The organism is Rufibacter immobilis (genome assembly GCF_003721565.1).
Lineage (GTDB): Bacteria > Bacteroidota > Bacteroidia > Cytophagales > Hymenobacteraceae > Nibribacter > Nibribacter immobilis.
Genome location: NZ_RJJE01000017.1, coordinates 1,059,064 through 1,075,808, shown reverse-complemented (window position 1 = coordinate 1,075,808; position 16,745 = coordinate 1,059,064). Strand labels below are relative to the sequence as shown.

Annotated in this window: 17 protein-coding genes; 13 read left to right on the top strand and 4 right to left on the bottom strand. The window is 45.8% G+C overall.

Going from position 1 to position 16,745, the window contains the following annotated elements; genetic code table 11:
* The first annotated feature begins 175 nt into the window (after positions 1 to 175).
* Positions 176 to 2,341: a dipeptidyl-peptidase 3 family protein gene (locus tag EFA69_RS17455; RefSeq protein WP_123134347.1), complete on the top strand. Its 2,166-nt coding sequence runs from the start codon at positions 176 to 178 to the stop codon at positions 2,339 to 2,341.
* Positions 2,342 to 2,461: 120 nt separating this feature from the next.
* On the opposite strand, the gene EFA69_RS17450 is transcribed toward EFA69_RS17455, so the two are convergent.
* The 3 genes from EFA69_RS17450 to ychF all read right to left on the bottom strand — a co-directional run bounded on the left by EFA69_RS17450 (position 2,462) and on the right by ychF (position 5,935).
* Positions 2,462 to 3,004: a DinB family protein gene (locus tag EFA69_RS17450; RefSeq protein WP_123134346.1), complete on the bottom strand. Its 543-nt coding sequence runs from the start codon at positions 3,002 to 3,004 to the stop codon at positions 2,462 to 2,464.
* An 83-nt stretch (positions 3,005 to 3,087) separates the two neighbouring features.
* Entirely contained in the window at positions 3,088 to 4,563 is a 1,476-nt protein-coding gene (locus EFA69_RS20675; RefSeq protein WP_123134345.1) for an OmpA family protein, read from the bottom strand.
* A gap of 274 nt (positions 4,564 to 4,837) precedes the next feature.
* Complete coding sequence (ychF, locus tag EFA69_RS17440; RefSeq protein ID WP_123134344.1) at positions 4,838 to 5,935, bottom strand: redox-regulated ATPase YchF; 1,098 nt, start codon at positions 5,933 to 5,935, stop codon at positions 4,838 to 4,840.
* Between the two features lie 392 nt (positions 5,936 to 6,327).
* Between ychF and EFA69_RS17435 the strand changes: the two genes are divergently transcribed.
* From EFA69_RS17435 to EFA69_RS17385, 11 genes are all read left to right on the top strand, one after another.
* Positions 6,328 to 6,774 carry a WapI family immunity protein gene (locus EFA69_RS17435; protein ID WP_123134343.1) on the top strand — a complete coding sequence of 149 codons (447 nt, stop codon included), beginning with the start codon at positions 6,328 to 6,330 and terminating at the stop codon, positions 6,772 to 6,774.
* Between the two features lie 69 nt (positions 6,775 to 6,843).
* Positions 6,844 to 7,431 (top strand): hypothetical protein, encoded by a 588-nt coding sequence (locus tag EFA69_RS17430; RefSeq protein ID WP_148041401.1) that lies wholly within the window; start codon positions 6,844 to 6,846, stop codon positions 7,429 to 7,431.
* Positions 7,432 to 7,521: 90 nt separating this feature from the next.
* Positions 7,522 to 8,088: a DUF4274 domain-containing protein gene (locus tag EFA69_RS17425; RefSeq protein ID WP_123134341.1), complete on the top strand. Its 567-nt coding sequence runs from the start codon at positions 7,522 to 7,524 to the stop codon at positions 8,086 to 8,088.
* A 103-nt stretch (positions 8,089 to 8,191) separates the two neighbouring features.
* Complete coding sequence (locus EFA69_RS17420; RefSeq protein ID WP_123134340.1) at positions 8,192 to 9,244, top strand: S41 family peptidase; 1,053 nt, start codon at positions 8,192 to 8,194, stop codon at positions 9,242 to 9,244.
* Between the two features lie 175 nt (positions 9,245 to 9,419).
* Positions 9,420 to 10,019, top strand: a complete 600-nt coding sequence (locus EFA69_RS17415) for a hypothetical protein (protein WP_123134339.1) — start codon at positions 9,420 to 9,422, stop codon at positions 10,017 to 10,019.
* A 370-nt stretch (positions 10,020 to 10,389) separates the two neighbouring features.
* Entirely contained in the window at positions 10,390 to 12,075 is a 1,686-nt protein-coding gene (asnB, locus tag EFA69_RS17410; protein WP_123134338.1) for an asparagine synthase B, read from the top strand.
* A 304-nt stretch (positions 12,076 to 12,379) separates the two neighbouring features.
* The gene (locus EFA69_RS17405; protein WP_123134337.1) at positions 12,380 to 12,922 is read left to right on the top strand and encodes a hypothetical protein; all 543 of its coding nucleotides are present in this window, start codon (positions 12,380 to 12,382) and stop codon (positions 12,920 to 12,922) included.
* 95 nt (positions 12,923 to 13,017) lie between these two features.
* Positions 13,018 to 13,446 (top strand): hypothetical protein, encoded by a 429-nt coding sequence (locus tag EFA69_RS17400; RefSeq protein WP_123134336.1) that lies wholly within the window; start codon positions 13,018 to 13,020, stop codon positions 13,444 to 13,446.
* A 93-nt stretch (positions 13,447 to 13,539) separates the two neighbouring features.
* On the top strand, positions 13,540 to 13,941 hold the full coding sequence (locus EFA69_RS17395) for a DUF2251 domain-containing protein (RefSeq protein ID WP_123134900.1): 402 nt from the start codon (positions 13,540 to 13,542) through the stop codon (positions 13,939 to 13,941).
* 579 nt (positions 13,942 to 14,520) lie between these two features.
* Complete coding sequence (locus EFA69_RS17390; RefSeq protein ID WP_221175765.1) at positions 14,521 to 14,847, top strand: VOC family protein; 327 nt, start codon at positions 14,521 to 14,523, stop codon at positions 14,845 to 14,847.
* A gap of 135 nt (positions 14,848 to 14,982) precedes the next feature.
* The gene (locus EFA69_RS17385; protein WP_123134335.1) at positions 14,983 to 15,555 is read left to right on the top strand and encodes a glycosyl-4,4'-diaponeurosporenoate acyltransferase CrtO family protein; all 573 of its coding nucleotides are present in this window, start codon (positions 14,983 to 14,985) and stop codon (positions 15,553 to 15,555) included.
* A gap of 342 nt (positions 15,556 to 15,897) precedes the next feature.
* Here EFA69_RS17385 and EFA69_RS17380 read toward each other — a convergent pair whose 3' ends face one another.
* Positions 15,898 to 16,230: a DUF3276 family protein gene (locus EFA69_RS17380; protein ID WP_123134899.1), complete on the bottom strand. Its 333-nt coding sequence runs from the start codon at positions 16,228 to 16,230 to the stop codon at positions 15,898 to 15,900.
* Positions 16,231 to 16,359: 129 nt separating this feature from the next.
* Between EFA69_RS17380 and EFA69_RS17375 the strand changes: the two genes are divergently transcribed.
* Entirely contained in the window at positions 16,360 to 16,740 is a 381-nt protein-coding gene (locus EFA69_RS17375; RefSeq protein WP_123134334.1) for a septal ring lytic transglycosylase RlpA family protein, read from the top strand.
* Positions 16,741 to 16,745: the final 5 nt, after the last annotated feature.

Genomic DNA, 16,745 nt, shown 5'->3' with positions numbered 1-16,745 from the left:
TCTTGCTTGCTGCGCCAAACGCTCAAACTTTTCTAACGGGTGGGAGAAGCAGATGCGTTTAGCGGCTGTTTTTCTGAAATAAGGCAAAAACCACGGATGAGTAGTCTCCTGAACCGGTTATTGTCTGCCAGTTCTTAAATCCCTACTTTTATTCTTTATTAGCTTACAACCTATCATGAAGAAAACCCCAATAGCCGCATCGGCTTTCCTGCTGGCCTCTCTGCTGGCGGGCGGCTGTGCGAAAAAAGCGACTACTGCCACTTCTACTACTCCTGCCGCCGCTTCGGCGAGTGTGGTGGCCAGCGGAAGCAGCGTGAGCCAGAATGTGGTGTCCGCAGAGAAAACCTCGCCGCCCCAGATCATTCAAGATGACAAGGATTTCAAATATGTGACCGAGCAGTTCGCCGATCTTCGGATTCTGCGGTACCGGGTACCCGGCTTCGAGAACCTCAGCGCCCAGCAGAAAGAGTTGCTGTATTACCTTTATGAAGCTGCTCTGTCGGGCCGTGACATCATCTATGACCAGAACTACAAGCACAACCTGCGCATCAGGCGCACGCTGGATGCCATTGTGAGGAATAAGCGTGACCGCTCCACCTCACCGGACTGGGAGAAGTTCATGGTCTACACCAAGCGCGTGTGGTTCGCCAACGGCATCCACCACCATTACTCGGCCAACAAAATGTTGCCAGAATTCAGCCAGGAGTTTCTGGCTTCTTCCATTAGGAGAGTACCGGCCAACCAGTTGCCGCTGCAGAAAGGCGAAACTGTGGAGAGCTTCACTAAGTGGCTCACGCCCATTCTGTTTGATCCCAACCTTGATGCCAAACAAGTGAACAAGGCGGCGGGTGAGGACCTGATCAAGACTTCGGCGGTGAATTTCTATGAAGGAGTAACCCAGAAAGAGGTAGAGGCTTTCTACGCCAAAAAAGACGTTAAGAATGATCCGCGCCCGGTTTCCCATGGCCTTAACTCCAAGGTGGTGAAAGAGAACGGACAGCTGGTGGAGAAAGTCTGGAAAGTAGACGGCATGTACGGCCCGGCCATCCAGCGCATTGTCTTCTGGCTGGAAAAAGCGGTGGCGGTGGCTGAGAACAATGAGCAACGCCTGGCCCTGCAGAAACTGGTGGAGTTCTACCGCACCGGCGACCTGAAAGTGTTTGATGAGTACAACATTGCCTGGGTGAAGGATGTGAACTCAGCGGTAGACGTAGTGAACGGCTTTATTGAGGTATACGATGATCCGTTGGGTCTCAAAGGCTCCTTTGAGTCAGTGGTGTCGTTTAAAGATGAAGAGGCTACCAAGCGCATCAAAGCCATAGGCGATCAGGCGCAGTGGTTTGAGGACAATTCGCCTTTGCTGCCGCAGCACAAGAAAAAGAACGTGGTGGGCATCACAGCCAAAGTGATTACCACCGTGGTGGAAGGCGGCGACGCGGCTCCGGCCACGCCCATCGGGATTAACCTGCCCAATGCCAACTGGATCAGGAAAGAACACGGCTCAAAATCGGTGAACCTGGGCAACATTGTCCATGCGTACAATGAGTCGGCCAACTCCGGCGGCAGCGCCTTAAGTGAATTCGCCTACAGCCAGGAGGAAATTGACCGGGCTAAAAAGTACAGCTCCCTGGCCAGCGACCTGCACACCGACATGCACGAAGTGATTGGGCACGCCTCTGGGCAGATTAACCCTGGGGTGGGCACGCCAAAGCAGACCCTTAAGAACTACGCCAGCACCATGGAAGAAGGCCGCGCCGATCTGGTAGCCCTTTACTACGTGATGGACCCCAAACTGGTGGAAATAGGGGTAATGCCTTCATTGGAGGTAGGAAAAGCCGAATATGATGGCTACATCCGGAACGGTTTGATGACGCAGCTTTCCCGCCTGGCTCCCGGTGAGAAGATTGAGGAAGACCACATGCGCAACCGTCAGATGGTAGCCGCCTGGGCTTACGAGAAAGGCAGAAAAGACAACGTGATTGAGCGCGTGACCAAAGACGGCAAAACGTATTTCAAGGTAAACGATTACCAGAAACTACGCGCCCTCTTCGGGCAACTGCTCCGCGAAACCCAGCGCATTACCTCTGAGGGAGATTTCAAAGCCGCTGAGAAACTGGTGGAAACGTACGGCGTTAAAGTAGACCCTGTCTTGCACAAAGAGGTGCTGCAGCGCTACAGTAAATTAAACATTGCGCCGTACCAGGGCTTTATCCAGCCAAAGCTGACACCTGTAGTTAATAACGGCAAAGTGGTAGATGTGCTGGTGGTATACCCAGACAATTTCACGCAGCAGATGCTTGAGTTTGGCGAAGTGTACAACCTGTTACCGCACTACAACTAATCCTGGTTTTACCCTGATTTAGGAAAAACAGCCCCTAAACAGGAACTGCCCGACAATGTCGGGCAGTTCCTGTTTAGGGGCAAATCAAAGTCTCAAAATGTTCTGTTGGCAGATGTAAGTTTACTTCTGAGATGCCGCCGGAACGTTTAAACCTGCTTGAAGAATTTTGGAAGTGACTAAAAGCTGGCCCACGTGCCGCTGGGTGTGTTCAGCGGCATGGAAGAGCAGGCCCCCCACCGTGGAAGGAAGCTGCGCCCTGCCCACAGCTTTTTCCTGCGTAAGGGTAGAAGGATCTGTTGCCTTGATCTGCGCTAGCGCTTTCTCCAGCTGCCTATTAAAGTTCTGGACCAATTCTTCCACGGAGCCTCCGGTGGTGGGTGGGGTGCCTTCGGCTTTCAGGTATTGGAAGGCTTCTTCAGATAAAGATTCGCCGCGGGCGTAGGTGAGCAGCCGGTCCAGTATTCCCGCCAGGTGTTGCAGATGGAATCCCACCGATGCTACTCCCGCCGGCCTTTCCCAGAGAAGCTCCTGCGGAAAATGCTCCAGATACCGCTGTACTTCCTCCTGTGCCTGCAACAGCGCGTGGGCTACCGGTTGCAGCAGGGGCGGTACGTCTGGGAGAGGGCCTCTGAGCCACACCTCTAGTTTCTGTTCCTTTTCCATATAGTTAAAGTTGCAGGACAAACATAGAAAAAGCCCAGCCAAAGATGGCTGGGCTTTTTCTTACTCATTTTCCGGACTCTCGGTTATTGAATGAAGAGGCGGAACTCTGCGCGGCGGTTTTTAGCACGTCCGGCGCTGGTGGTGTTAGGAGCAACTGGGCGCTCTTCCCCGAAACCTTCGGTGATGATACGGTCAGAAGCTACTCCTTTTTGGTTGGTCAAGTATGACTTGGCAGCGTCTGCTCTGCGAACAGAAAGCTCTTGGTTATACTCGTTAGAACCAATGTGGTCAGCGTGGCCGGAGATACGCAGGTTGTAGTGCGGATATTTCGCCAGCATGGTAGACATTCTGTCCAGAGTTGGGTAAGAAGTTTTCTTGAGCACTGCTCTGTTGAACTCAAACTCAATCTTAGGAACACGGGCCATGTAGGTGCTGTCTGCGGCATCTAAGCCTGGGCAACCCATGTTAGCGGCAGAACCGGCTACATCTGGGCAACGGTCAACATCATCATTCACGCCGTCACCGTCACGGTCAACTACCAATGGACATCCGCTGGCGTCTACACGAGTACCGGCTGGGGTGTCTGGGCATTTATCGTTTTTGTCAGCAACACCGTCGCCGTCAGCGTCTGGGCAACCTCTTGTAGCGGCCGGACCAGCTTGGTCTGGGCACTCATCCTCAGAGTCACGTACACCGTCATTGTCTCTATCTGGGCAGCCTTCCAAAGCGGCAGAACCGGCCTCAGTAGGACATTTATCCTGATAATCTGGAACTCCGTCCTTGTCACCGTCTAATGGACAGCCGTCTTTGTCTACCTGCACACCGGCTGGGGTGTCTGGGCACTTGTCTCTTCTGTCAGAAACACCGTCTCCATCAGTATCTTTGGCTTTCCCTAAAGAGAAAGTAAGACCGGCAGAGTGCTGCAGGTAACGGTCGTTTAGTTCATCAGAGTCGCGGTACTTGATACCGTCAAGCAGGTCTGTGGTTGGGTAGTTCAAGGTGCTCTGCACGAACAGACCGATTCCGTCAGAAATTCTGAAGCCTAAACCGGCACCACCGGCAAAGTTCATCCGGAAGATACCCTCATCATAAGTAGCCGGAGTAGCTCCGGTAGGGTAATAAGCTTCAACGCTAGCGTATTGAGCGCCCACGCTACCCATAAGGTACGGCTGAACAAACGCATCTTCCTTCAGGATTTTGCCGTTGTTCAATTTCAGTTTAAGGCCTAAGTTGGCAGTACCTACCTCATCTTCAAAACGCATGGCTCCGTTGCCACCGTTGATGTTATAAGACCCATCCTGCTCCAGATTAAAGTAATTCAGTTGCAGGGACAGATCAAAAGATGGAGAGAGGTAACGGTTAATGCCTAAGCCACCGCCCCATGAGCCATTGCTCATGTCCCACATATCGTTGCGGAGATTGGTACGGGCCTGAATGTTGCTGCCATAGATGGAGATACTTGTTCTACGATCAGCAGATTGTCCCATGGAGTCCATGGGAGCTACCATAGTCAGCAGTAACCCGCCGAGTACAGAAGCTTTAAGTAAGGTTTTTTTCATAGTGTTACAAAGTAGTAATATAGTATTCTGCCCATATTTACCCGTTTTTCCTTAAAATGTTGCCTTAAGTGTATAAAAATAAATTGCAATATTTGGTAAAGCGCTGATAGCTAGATTGGTAATTATTGGTAAAATTATAATTATGCAAAACGAATAGTTGAGTGAACCTTTGAAAATGACGAAAGCTCTAAAGGAAGCAGGAAATTATATATAGTAGTATTCAATAAAAAAGGAGAGGGGTTACCTCTCCTTTTGCGATTAGATTCCAGATTGCTTACACGTTAAAGCGGAAGTGCATGATGTCACCGTCCTGTACCACGTAGTCTTTCCCTTCCAAGGCCATTTTACCGGCTTCCTTGATTTTGGCTTCGGTTTTGTACTCCACGTAATCGGGTAGTTTAATAACCTCAGCTCTGATGAAGCCTTTCTCGAAGTCTGTGTGGATGACCCCGGCGGCCTGCGGAGCTTTCCAGCCTTTCCGGATGGTCCAGGCGCGTACTTCCTTCACGCCGGCGGTAAAGTAGGTGATGAGGTCCAGCAGCGCGTAGGAGGCTCTGATTAACTGGTTCAGGCCTGACTCCTTTAAACCATATTCTCCGAGGAACATTTCTTTTTCCTCTTGGTCAGTGAAATCAGCGATCTGGGCTTCAATGGCCGCGGAGATAACTACTACCTGGGCGTTCTCCTCTTTCACGTGCTCTTTGAGGGCCTCCAGGAACTGATTGCCGGTTTGGATAGACTCCTCGTCTACGTTGGCTACATAGATCACCGGTTTAATGGTGAGCAACTGTAGATCGGCCACGGCCTCCAGGTCTTCATCTGCATAATCTAGAGAACGGGCGTTTTTCCCACTCCCCAGGTGTTGCTTGAAGCGCTGCAGGCTGGCGAACTCTTTTTTGGCTTTGGCATCGCCTGATTTGGCGGTGCGCTCCACTTTGGCAATTTTCTTATCAATGGACTCCAGATCTTTGAGCTGGAGCTCTGTGTCAATCACGTCTTTGTCAAACACGGGGTCTACGCCACCGGCCACGTGCACAATGTTAGGATCGTCAAAGCAACGCACCACGTGAATGATGGCATCTACTTCTCTGATGTTGGCCAGGAATTTATTGCCCAACCCTTCGCCTTTGCTCGCGCCTTTCACCAGACCGGCAATGTCTACAAACTCCATCACGGTAGGCATTACCCGCTCTGGGTGCACCAGTTCCTCCAGCACCTGGAGGCGTTCGTCTGGCACGGTGATCACGCCCACGTTGGGCTCAATGGTACAGAAAGGGTAGTTAGCCGATTCGGCTTTGGCGTTTGACAAGGCATTGAACAGCGTAGATTTGCCCACGTTTGGTAAACCCACTATTCCGCAACGAAGTCCCATAGATATAAGGTTGGTCTAAATTCAAGGTTGATGTTGTCGCCTCTGCCCAAGGTTACTGATAAACAGCCCACCGCCGACTGAAGCGGCTGCAAATATACGGAATCCCCGGTGGACTATTGTTAAAAGTGTGAAGGTAGAGAGGAGTAGTAGGGAGGGGAACAGCCTATGATTTAATTGGAAATAAAACTCAAGGGTGTTAAGTAATACGTTTAGGGGCTCTTTTAGTAAAAAGAGCCCCTAAACCGGAGGTGCTTTATTAAGTGGTTGCTATATAGTATATTCGGTAGCTCATTTCCGTTTTGCCGCCGGCTACAGAAATACTAAACGTAGGTTGAGCAATAAATATAGGGCGGATAAACGCGTTTATCTGGTAGTTGTACTACATTATAATTATGGAAGAATTCTCAATGATAGGTGAAAACGGGAATTACCTAAAAGTCAAGTTTCAAGAAGTTTACGGATTCCCAGAATCGACCTGCCATTGGGGCGGCTACGAACTTAGAGCTGCTGTAGATATGAAATCAGGAAGTTTCACTGCCAATTCAACCTTCTGGACATCGACAGGAGAACTTTACGAATTCTACAAAAAACTTGAAGCTTGTAATGAAGAAGTGAAAGGCTCTGCAGATTTTGCTAATTATGAAGATAATTTAAAGTTCACGATTAATTACAATAATCTAGGTCAAGTAAATATTACAGGAAACTTCAATACTTTCAGCGACTTGGAAAATGAATTAACTTTTGAATTCAACTCTGACCAGTCATACCTAAAAAAGACTGTTGGAGAGCTTAAGCAAATTGCGGGGAAGTACGGAAATATGAAAGGTGTGAAGAAATAGCGTAGTACATCACTGTATAAACGCCAGCCTCCGCCGCCGTTATACTAGCCGTTGGCATAAATGTTAATAATGAAGAAATCATTTATATTCTTGCTCATATTACAGATAATATCAGCTTGTTCCGCAAGTAAAGAGAAGAGACAAATGGAAAGGACATCAAAAGAAGTTGGAGTTAAGTTTACCTATAAACCTGAAAACTCGGTTTTCTCGGGCTTCCAATTAAAAGTCATTCCAGTTGACTACCGACTAGAATTAACAGAAGCACAGAATCAAGTAATAGCGGATTTGATTACCGAAGCGTTCCCAGAAAACGAGATAACCTTCGACTTGAAAAACAAAATAGAGTTTGTGGATTCAGGTGTAGATCTGGAGACAATCTCGTGCTCAAACTGCGGAAGCGTAATAGAAACCGAGCTTTGGCAGGATGGAATGACCAAAGCACATGAAACTGACTTTGCGGATATGGGATTTATCGCTCCATGTTGCAAAAAGGAAGTAAGCTTAAATAATTTGAAATACGATACAGAAACAGGATTCTCAAAATATCAGGTAACGATTATCAATCCTGACTTTGATAAAGCCAACCATGAGGAATTTGTAACTCTACTTGAGAAGCAGACAGGAATAAAAATGAAGTTAATCTGGGCTAAGTACTAAAAAACACTTGTGCTAACAGTTAGTATAAAAACCATGCGACGGCCTCGCACGCCTCATGAACGAGACCGTTAGCTCCAATTAATTAAATAAATGTTCTTTATATCCCAAAGCAAATGCGACTTAATTAACGCCAACTTCATCCAGAGTTCGATTGAGGATGAAAAAGAATTATTTAACAGCTTTAAAAAGCTTAATTCCTCAGCCCAACTTCACTACCTTGCCGACCTCTTCAATTGGGATGAAGAAAAGAATGTACTGGAATGGATTGTAGACAGCCCTCTCTGCGACTACGGTACGGCACTTCTCATCTTCTGGCGCGCACAACCAGACTTTTACACCCAGTTCGCCAATGAGGCAGAGGCTGGATATGAAAAAGACACTTATAATCTATTACAAAAAATCCTGGGGAATTACAGGAACGAGAAATATAGGGAAGCAAGAATAAAGTACCTTCCGCTAGAGGACGGTCAAGACATAGAGAACAACTACCCTGACCCGAAGTGGGAAATCCCAGAAGAATTTAAGAAGGGGAATCATGGAAGAACTGTAATGTCAATGGAGAAAATAAATAACTTCCTATTCAACCTTAGGCGACAATGGAAAGAGATGCAGAGACATAGAAAAAGAAATAAACGAAGAGAAAACAACAGGAGATAACAAGGTGCATTAGGCATGCCATGGCCGACGGTCTTGAACGCCTCATGCACGAGGCCGTTGTAGTTAATTTATATATAATGAAGCTTTATATACATATGGAAGGATGAAGATATATGGGTTCTGCTTAAGTGTTTTTCTATTTGCCAACAGTTGCACTTGTGATTCTACAGATAATGCAGCACTTAAACCTGAATCAAAAATAAAATCCATTCAAATTGGCGATATCCCTGATTCCGTTGCAAACTATATTAACGCTGCTCTGGATTCTATACAGCAACATTCTATTCGGAAGAATCATATTGACTGGACACATTTAAGAACTTCTACCTTTCATAGAGCCAAAGGCGCAACTACTTACCAACAAACCTATCCGGCGATACAGGAAGCATTGAGAGAATTAGGAGATAATCATAGCTTTTTCAAGACGCCTTTGCAGCACAAGAAGTGGCACGAGTCGAAAGGGAAACAACCACATAAAGCCGAATCCTCCATAGGAATGATGCTGGAAGGGGGATTCGCCCTCGTGGAGGTACGTTCATTCAGCTCCGGGGACCAAGAGCAAATGCTAGATTATGCGTCTCGGTTACAGGCAAAAATAAAAGAACTTGATGCCCAAAATCCAATAGGTTGGATTGTTAACCTCTCTCACAACCCGGGCGGCAATTTGTGGCCTATGTTGGCAGGTATCGGTCCTCTAGTAGGTGAAGGAGTGTTGGGTGCTTTCCTTACTGTAGACGGCGCTTGTTCCCCATGGATGTATGAGGAAGGAGAAGTCAGAGTTGGCGAGGAGGTACTTTTGAAGGTGCCTAATCCTTACACGATAAAGGACAAGCAAGCCCCAATAGCCCTCTTGGTGGATGAGCGTACGGCTAGCTCTGGGGAGGCTATCTTGGTTTCCTTTATGGGTAGGCCAGACACCAAGTCATTTGGGGAGCCGACAGCAGGCTTGTCTACTGCGAACAAAAATTTTACTTTAGTGGATAGTGCGCAATTGGTTTTGACCTCTGCTGTTTTTACAGACCGGAATGGCAGAATATATGGAAAGAAAATAGTGCCTGACGTTGACCTTTCTAACAAATGGTATTTTCTCCCTGGGTTTAAGCAGTCCATAATGAGAAGTGAGGCAAAAGATTGGTTAATGAAGATGAAGCGATAAAAGCCATCCAAATTAATGAAGAAGAAATAACTGGCTATAACCACAGCTAAACTTCAGCCGGGATTTCTCCAGACTACTTGCTAATTAGCCCTAACCTTGTATAAACGGCAGCTACTGCCGCCGGCCTCGCTCATGATTTAGCCTTCACCTTCAGATAAACAATACAAAAACAGAAATGATGATGAATCAAGTAGCCCCCCAAAGACAACACAGAACAAAAACCAAAGCCTTTATCACTGGTAGCGTTACGGTTTTTATTTTCTGCTTCCTTTTTTGGGAACATGGGCAGGGTGGGGTTGGGAGTCATCATCTTCTAGCGCAGCAGAGCTTGCCTGCAATCTCCAACTGGTGGGGCGGCTTATTACTGCCTGTTCTTACCTGGTATCTTGTTGGGAGGACAGAGAAGAGATTAGGTCATCAAGCGTCACAGGTAAAGCCATGGAGCAGTCTGCGAAGTCAGGTGTTGAGGCTTTTTATCACAGGCCTCGTCTTAGGAGTTTTAATAGCAGTTTCCTTCTCGAATGGGTACAGCCTCTTTCTGGACAATGTGCCTTACCTCATAGTAGCACTCAGCCTACTCATCCCCATTTACTACGCCGAATTTATCTTAGGCTTTATTCTTGGCATGACCGTTACGTTTGGAGTAATATTGCCAACCCTTTTCATTCTGCTGTTAGCTGGCATCGGGTTCCTCATCTATAGGTTTATCAGGCCAATGATCATGAAGCTGACATTGAAATTAATGTATAGCCTACACAAAAATCCTAACCGCTGACCGCTTGTGCGTGGAAGGAGGTAAAGTAAAGGAATCCTGCGGCCTCTCATCTTCCGCAATGCACATCTTTGCGTTTAGGGGCTATTTTTTCAAAATCTTGCCAAAACCAAAATAGTGAGGTAGGGGCTAGACCTGTCTTCGCTGCCTTTTTCTTGCTAAGGCTGTGTCTTACTTGTTTGGAGAAATGCGTCCCTCGCCTGCATCTACTTTCATTTTCATATGTTTTATGTTTAATTATTGAATCACTCACAACTAAGATGAATATATTTTGTATAATTGATAACAAATGATAATTTTGCTTATCAATATTTATTCGACAGTAGAATATCTATACGACATTTGTATTCATCACTTATAACCATTTAATGCTGTGTGTGGAATTGTCTGTGCTTTTGATTTAAAGGAAACTACTGAGGCGTTGAGGCCTCAGGTATTGGAAATGGCAAAATGTATCCGGCACCGGGGACCAGACTGGAGCGGGATTTTCAGCAACGAGAAAGCCATTCTGGCCCATGAGCGGCTGGCTATTGTAGACCCCATTTCTGGCAAACAGCCGTTGTTCAGCCAAGACGGTACGCTGGTGCTGGCGGCCAATGGGGAGATATACAACCACATGGCGTTGCGGGAGCAGCTCACGCAAGACTATAATTTCCAGACCAAGTCTGACTGTGAGGTTATTCTGGCGCTCTACAAAGAAAAAGGAGCCGGTTTCCTGGATGATCTGAACGGGATCTTCGGGTTTGCCCTCTATGATCTTGAGAACGACGAATACCTGATTGCCCGCGACCACATGGGCATTATTCCGCTGTACATTGGCTGGAACCAGCGCGGCACCTTCTTCGTGGCTTCTGAGCTGAAGGCCCTGGAAGGGCAGTGCTCCCGCATAGAACTGTTCCCGCCGGGGCATTACCTCTCCAGCAAAGAAGAAGGTTTTCAGAAATGGTACCAGCGCGACTGGACTGAATTCAAGAACGTGGCCGGGAATGAGACCAGCATCCAGGAGCTGAAGGAGGCGCTGGAGGCGGCGGTGCACCGTCAGCTCATGAGCGACGTACCTTACGGCGTGCTGCTCTCCGGCGGACTGGATTCCTCCATCACCTCGGCTATTGCCAAGAAATACGCCGAGCGTCGCATTGAGAGCAACGACGAGGAGACAGCCTGGTGGCCGCAATTGCATTCCTTCGCCATTGGGCTGGAAGGCTCCCCAGACCTGGCCGCCGCCCAAAAAGTAGCCGACCACTTAGGCACCATCCACCACGAAATCAAATTCACCATTCAGGAGGGCATTGACGCTATCAGGGACGTGATCTACCACCTGGAAACCTATGATGTAACCACCGTGCGGGCCTCAACGCCAATGTATTTAATGGCGCGGGCCATTAAAGCTATGGGTATCAAAATGGTGCTGTCCGGCGAGGGTTCTGATGAGATCTTCGGCGGATATCTGTACTTCCACAAAGCCCCCAACGCGAAGGAATTCCACGAAGAGACCGTACGCAAGCTAGACAAACTGCACATGTATGACTGCCTGCGCGCCAACAAGTCATTGGCGGCTTGGGGCATTGAAGGACGCGTGCCTTTCCTGGACAAGGAGTTTATGGACGTGGCCATGCGCATTAACCCGCAGGACAAAATGATCAACGGCGAACGGATGGAGAAATGGGTACTGCGCAAAGCCTTTGAAGAGTACCTGCCCGCCAGCGTGGCATGGCGCCAGAAAGAGCAGTTCTCTGACGGAGTAGGCTACAACTGGATAGACACGCTCAAGGAAATGGTGAACCGGAAGGTCAGCGATGAGCAACTGGCCAATGCCGCTGAGCGTTTCCCCATCCAGCCTCCCGCCTCCAAAGAGGAGTACTACTACCGTTCCATCTTCGCGCAGCATTTCCCAAACGATGCCGCCGCGCTTTCGGTACCGTCGGTGCCGTCGGTGGCGTGCAGCACTCCTATCGCGCTGGAGTGGGATGCTTCGTTCAAGAACCTCAATGACCCCTCGGGCCGCGCCGTGGCCAACGTGCACGCCGATGCCTATCAGAAAGAAGAATTGGCTGTTTGATCATAAAATGCCTTTGCCAACAAAGCCCCGTTTGTGTTTTACAAGCGGGGCTTTGTTTATACTGAAAACAGTGGCTGGTTATGCTTGTAACAGGAAACATTTAGATAATTTCCTGTTTAGGGGCTCTTTTTTTTAAAAGTACCTAAACAGGAAATTATCTATTAAGTGATAGCTATATAGTATATTTGGTAGAACGATTCCTGTTATCTGCTGTTTTCAAGGGATAAATGGACGTTTTATACTAGATATATTGAAAATAACATCACCAGTGATGTTATCTAAGTGTTGGGTGTCATTTTAAAAGATGAAAATAATAAAGAAGTATTTGTCTAATAAAGAACTGGAGCCAATTCACCAATTATTAGGCGAACATGTTTATATGGTTTATAGCGAAAGATTTAGAGTAAATATAAATCTTAACCTATTTGAATCTTCATGCTTCTCTCTGTCATCTAAAAAAGGCTTTTTTAATTTTCAAACCTCTTGGATTGACTTTGATGATTATGAATATTATCAATTGCATATAGAACAAACCGACAATCCGAAAGGAATAAAGAAAAGCGAAGGAGGTTTCATGCTTCCTTTTTCTACAATAAATATTACACCTTCAAGTGCTATAGTTAAAGTTGAACTCTTTGAGGATAAAGACGAAGAAGAGTGGAATAGCGAGGGAAGAGAATTGATTACTGTAAAATACGATTCATCATTACTTTTCACTCAGCAAGACGAAAAACAATTTTTAGTTGGCGTTTCTGAGACTATAGCGGATTTGACTCTTTTTATAAGAGATAGACAATCAATAGTAGAGCATCTTGAGCCAATGAAAAAAAGGCTGGAGTGGAAATAAAAACGTCACCCAACAAGGTATAAACGTCACCTCGGCCGACGGCCTTCGCCGTCGTTTATACTAACCGTTGTGCTTAATTAAAAACATAAAACTCAGTGAATTCATTAGATATTTTATTCGAATTTGAAATGCAGATTCAAATGATTATTTCTCCTTTTCTAGAAAAATATGGTTTTAACCTTAACGAGCACAATTTTAAGAATGAAGATTTTGGCTCAAGTCATTTTAAATTCAAGAAAAATAATCAGTATATTTTTATATCATTAAATATGTTGCCTCAGGATTCCGATATTGGAATCCAAACACGTTTATGGACTGAAGAATATTATTCTACAAGTTTGAGTAGTATAATTAAGTTTAAATCAGCGACATCTTCCCATAAGGTTTATCATCCTTCTGATAAAACAATCGAAAGCAACTTGATAGATATTCGATGTGATTTGGAATTACACCTAATTGATTATTTGAACGGAGAATTGGAGACTTACTTAATAGTAGCCAACCTCACCAAAGGAAAAGAATAACTAAGCACAACATTGTGCAAACACCATGCTTCGGCCGACGGCCTTGCACACTGTTTGCACGAGACCGTTGGCGGTAATTATAAAAAGAACAAAATGAAGATGTACATATACGAAGAAGAAATCTTCTATCCAGGAAAAGACACCTTCATCGATAGTACCGCTGATAAAGAAAACGCTGTTGTTTTTGAGGATAATGAAGAAACTGGATACTTCTATGCTGTAGAAAGAAGTGATGGACTCAAAATATTAGATGCGCTTCATATCTATAATGTCAAAAACATTGTTGACAAAGACAAGCCCTCGACCTTAAAGATATTGTGGAGTGAAGATGAATCAATTGCATTGCTTTCTATCAATGACTACTATCATGCTCTCTTCGACTTTAAGAGCAAAGCAGGTTATTGCAGAACAGGATTTCCAGAAAACGGTTCCTGGGCAAAAGTAAAAGAACGGCAACTAACCGACAGCTTATTAGAATCAATAAGCAAAAAGTAAAAATAACTCCCGCCAACAACGTGTAAACGTCAGCATCGGCCGACGGCCTCGCCGTCGCTTACACAAGTACGTTAGCCCTAATTTTAAACATGAAGAACTGTTCTCGCTTTGCAGAAAAAGCATCGGCAAGAGTAGCAGAAGTAAAAAGCACCACAAAAGTTTAAGTTAGCTGAGCAGAAGTTGAGAGCGCCGCCCGACTTTGACCAGCAGAAGTGAGAAAGAGGAATTGACGTTGCGTTTGAGCAAAAGAATTTATCGGCAATGTTCGCAAACCGACTTCAGGAATGTGTTTTTAGCCTCGTTTCTGGAAATGGAGCTAAAAACGTAGGGACACCAAAAGAATAGAATTGCGCTCGGCAAGCTGTTTTCGGCCTCGTTTTCTGAAATCAGGCCAAAAACAGAAAAAGGCCGTGCGTTTACCACAAAAGAAAAACTAGGGCTAACAAGAGCTAAACGTCATCTCCAGCCGACGGCTGTCGCCGTCGTTTAGACAAGCCGTTCATATCTAAATTAATAAAGGACAAATAGATGGTGCTTTAATAAGGATTTTTGCCGAGTCTAGCTAAAACAAAGATGGTTATGATACTCTATAAACCAAGAAATTACAATTCATTGTCGCCATACTTGATTGTGGATGATGCGCAAGTACTAGTTGATTCCCTGACGGCTATTTTCGATGTGACGACTCAAAAGTGCTTCAAGCATGAGAATGGGAAAATTGCTCATCTTGAGTTAAAAATTGACGACACCATTGTCATGATCAGTGATAGTACTGAGGCTTATGAAGCCATCAAGTCTTTGCTACATGTATACGTTCCTGACGTTTTCAAAACCTTTGAAAAGCCATTGAAAATGGTGACGAGATTATTGAAAGGCCCATCAACAAACCCGGTGACCCAGATATAAGGGGAGCATTCTATGACCTTGCCGGGAATTATTGGGCAGTAAGCACGCAGATGGTTTCATGATATTCAAGAGGTTAAGGCGACCTTTACTCCAATTAATTAACAGCTATTCTTTAGCATGTATACCAGCCCAACTATGGATCCAGTGAGTAAAAAAGACTTGTCTGCCATTAGAAGGCGGCTAGGTTTGTATAACATGGTGCCTAACTTGTTCTGGTCTGTTTTGAACCTGGTACCCATTTCCATTTATTGCTATAATCAAATGGATAGGATGGTGTTGTATATCTTTGGGGCAATAGGCTTATTGCACTTGTTTTTCCCGAAATCAATGATAGATACGCTTCAGATTGGTGATAGCGTAGTGATCTATAGGAAGCTAGGCGTGCATCTTGTGAACCAGGTGACTCAGAATGGGGGCATTATCAATAAATTAATCAAAAAGAGATTTCCTGCTTACAAATCAGTTGCTTTTCGGCCGTCTTCCATCCATAAACTCATAGGGCAAACCTATGCATTGGAGAAATTCCATTTAGCCCTGTTTGTTTTCTATAGCCTAGCAATGGTCTATGCTTTGGTGCATCAGCAATTTGGCTGGGCGTTCATTATCCTTGTGACCAATCTTATTTACAATGTTTACCCCAACTTATTGCAGCAATATATCAGGCTAAAACTGGTGGTATACAGGAAGAAAATACAATCTGTTTCATAAGGCTGCACAGGGTAAAGTATTTGAATAATCAGGTAACCATAGAAGCTTTTCTACTTCTAGAGAGAAATCTCCTATAAAGTGCCTGAGAAGAAGGTTTTTCCAAAACAGAGTGTTCTGTGGCATTCATACCCAAACAAGAACTTTGTATCGGTGAGTAGCCAAATGAATCCGGGATAGTTTCTTACTAAAAAGCCGCTGCAGAAAGGAAGCGGGAAAAAGTAAAACCAACTGTTTTCTAGGAGTGGGGAAGGTTTTTAACCGGAGTAGGGGCTACAACAGCCAGCAGAATGGGCATAAAAAAAGCTCACGCGAGGCATGAGCTTGAGGAGAATGGGGGCGGGACTATTCCCACTTCAATTCTTCATCCACAGCAGCTTCAGATTCTGCGTGTTCCAGTCGCTCCAGTTCTGCCAATGCCTCTTCAGACAATAACTCCCCTTTTACATGGTTAACGGTGTCCTGCAGCGCTTCCATGAACTTGGCAAAGTCTTCTTTGTACAGGAAAATCTTGTGCTTCTCATACGAATAGTTGTCATCCTTGAACTTGCGTTTGCTCTCCGTGATTGTGAGGTAGTAATCATTGGAGCGGGTTGACTTCACATCAAAGAAATAGGTGCGCTTTCCTGCCCGTACTCTTTGCGAGTAGATTTCTGCTTTGTCGTTGTTCTCTTCCACCATAACTTGAAGGTTCCTTATTTATTTGAAGTAGCCAATTTAAAGCAACTGATCCATATCTAAAAATTTTTAAGATTAATTTTAATAGTTAAATTCGAATGTACTAATGTTTGTAATGAACAAACTTACATGAGAATAAAGCTATTCTGTCTTTTCCTCTGCCTTCTGCCTTTCTTTGTCTCCTCCCAGACTACTCCGCAGCAAGGAAAAGCCACCTTCTACGCCAACGCACACTCCGGTCACAGAACCACCAGCGGCGAGCGCTACAACCCCAAAGAAATGACTGCCGCCCACGCCACGTTGCCCCTCCAGTCTTACGTGCAGGTGCACCATCTGGAAAACGGACGCAGCGTGGTGGTCAGGATCAATGACCGCATGAGCCGTAAATCTCGTTACATCATTGACCTCTCCAGAAAAGCCGCGCAGCAGCTTGGCATTATTGGAGCGGGCATGGGCAAGGTGAGACTGGTGCCCCTGGAAAAGGAAGCCGCCCTTGCGCTCATGAAATAACCACC

What these genes read in the sequence shown, in the direction of transcription:
- EFA69_RS17455 (WP_123134347.1), top strand. Translation starts at nt 176, where the DNA reads ATGAAGAAAACCCCAATAGCCGCATCGGCTTTCCTGCTGGCCTCTCTG.
- EFA69_RS17420 (WP_123134340.1), top strand. Translation starts at nt 8,192, where the DNA reads ATGAAGATATATGGGTTCTGCTTAAGTGTTTTTCTATTTGCCAACAGT.
- ychF (WP_123134344.1), bottom strand. Translation starts at nt 5,935, where the DNA reads ATGGGACTTCGTTGCGGAATAGTGGGTTTACCAAACGTGGGCAAATCT.
- EFA69_RS17390 (WP_221175765.1), top strand. Translation starts at nt 14,521, where the DNA reads ATGATACTCTATAAACCAAGAAATTACAATTCATTGTCGCCATACTTG.
- EFA69_RS17425 (WP_123134341.1), top strand. Translation starts at nt 7,522, where the DNA reads ATGTTCTTTATATCCCAAAGCAAATGCGACTTAATTAACGCCAACTTC.
- EFA69_RS17375 (WP_123134334.1), top strand. Translation starts at nt 16,360, where the DNA reads ATGAGAATAAAGCTATTCTGTCTTTTCCTCTGCCTTCTGCCTTTCTTT.
- EFA69_RS17415 (WP_123134339.1), top strand. Translation starts at nt 9,420, where the DNA reads ATGATGATGAATCAAGTAGCCCCCCAAAGACAACACAGAACAAAAACC.
- EFA69_RS20675 (WP_123134345.1), bottom strand. Translation starts at nt 4,563, where the DNA reads ATGAAAAAAACCTTACTTAAAGCTTCTGTACTCGGCGGGTTACTGCTG.
- EFA69_RS17450 (WP_123134346.1), bottom strand. Translation starts at nt 3,004, where the DNA reads ATGGAAAAGGAACAGAAACTAGAGGTGTGGCTCAGAGGCCCTCTCCCA.
- EFA69_RS17405 (WP_123134337.1), top strand. Translation starts at nt 12,380, where the DNA reads ATGAAAATAATAAAGAAGTATTTGTCTAATAAAGAACTGGAGCCAATT.
- EFA69_RS17395 (WP_123134900.1), top strand. Translation starts at nt 13,540, where the DNA reads ATGAAGATGTACATATACGAAGAAGAAATCTTCTATCCAGGAAAAGAC.
- EFA69_RS17430 (WP_148041401.1), top strand. Translation starts at nt 6,844, where the DNA reads ATGAAGAAATCATTTATATTCTTGCTCATATTACAGATAATATCAGCT.
- EFA69_RS17435 (WP_123134343.1), top strand. Translation starts at nt 6,328, where the DNA reads ATGGAAGAATTCTCAATGATAGGTGAAAACGGGAATTACCTAAAAGTC.
- EFA69_RS17385 (WP_123134335.1), top strand. Translation starts at nt 14,983, where the DNA reads ATGGATCCAGTGAGTAAAAAAGACTTGTCTGCCATTAGAAGGCGGCTA.